This is a genomic window from Tepidicella xavieri (assembly GCF_004363315.1).
Taxonomy (GTDB): domain Bacteria; phylum Pseudomonadota; class Gammaproteobacteria; order Burkholderiales; family Burkholderiaceae_C; genus Tepidicella; species Tepidicella xavieri.
Genome location: NZ_SNYL01000033.1, coordinates 1 through 1199, shown reverse-complemented (window position 1 = coordinate 1199; position 1199 = coordinate 1). Strand labels below are relative to the sequence as shown.

At 61.7% G+C, this 1199-nt stretch carries 1 protein-coding gene; it reads right to left on the bottom strand.

From position 1 onward, the window contains the following. Positions 1 to 157: 157 nt before the first annotated feature. Positions 158 to 1144: an IS5 family transposase gene (locus tag DFR43_RS13570; protein ID WP_133599596.1), complete on the bottom strand. Its 987-nt coding sequence runs from the start codon at positions 1142 to 1144 to the stop codon at positions 158 to 160. Between the last annotated feature and the right edge of the window lie 55 nt (positions 1145 to 1199).

Here is a 1199-nt window from a genome sequence, read left to right as displayed (position 1 = left end):
GAAAGGTCTGCACAACCCCCGCTGGGGCGGCTGTTGTCGGCTGATGTTTCAGATGGCGATATCTTGGAGCGTTCGAGGGGCAAGTTCGAGGCCTTTTGGGCCCCGTTTGAGGCCCCGTGGCCCATTTGGCGAAGCCTTTTCAGGCTTTTGGGCGCACTCATCCCTGCGCCCCCATGTTCAAAAGTCGCTTGCGCACCATCCACAGGTTGGACAGCGCGAACAGCGTCATCAGGTTGGCCGTGTTCTTGGCCAGCCCGCGGTACTTGACCTTGACATAGCCGAACTGCCGCTTGATGACGCGAAACGGGTGTTCCACCTTGGCGCGGATGCGCGCCTTGATGCGTTCGAGCTGCTCAAGCACGGCGCCCATCGGGCAGTTCTTGTCCAGCGTACGGCGTTTGCCCGGTCGCATGGCCACATGCCACTGGGCGTTGATGTCTTGTGTCTCCGGCCGCTTGGCCACACCCTGGTAGCCCGCATCGGCAAACACATCGGTCTCTTCACCGTGCACCAGCCGGCTGGCCTGTGTCACATCGTTGACGTTGGCAGCCGTGCCCACCACGGTGTGCACCAGACCGGAATCGGCATCCACGCCAATATGCGCCTTCATGCCAAAGTGCCACTGGTTGCCCTTCTTCGTCTGGTGCATCTCGGGGTCACGCAACCCATCCTTGTTCTTGGTCGAGCTGGGCGCCGCAATCAGCGTGGCGTCGACCACCGTGCCCTGCTTGAGCAGCAAGCCCTTGGCCATCAGCGTGGCGTTGACGGTGGCCAGGATTTGCAACGCGAGGTTGTGCTCTTCGAGCAAATGCCGGAACCGCAGGATGGTGCTCTCATCGGGCAGGTTGTCTTCGCCGATGTCCAGCCCGGCAAACTCGCGAAACATGGGCGTGTCGTACAGCGCCTCTTCCATGGCCGGGTCGGACAGGTTGAACCACTGTTGTAGGAAGTGGATACGTAGCAGGGTCTCGACAGCAAACGGCGGGCGTCCGCCCTTGGGGCTGCGCGCCGGTGCATGCGGGGCAATCAGCGCCACCAGTTCGGCCCACGGCACCACCAGGTTCATCTCATCCAAGAACTCGCGCTTGCGAGTCCGCTTGGTCTTGCGCTCGAATCCAGTGGTGCCAAGGCTCATCTGCTTCATGTCGTTACTGTCTCATATCCGGCGGTGACCGCCGGGGTTGTGCAGACCTTCCCTA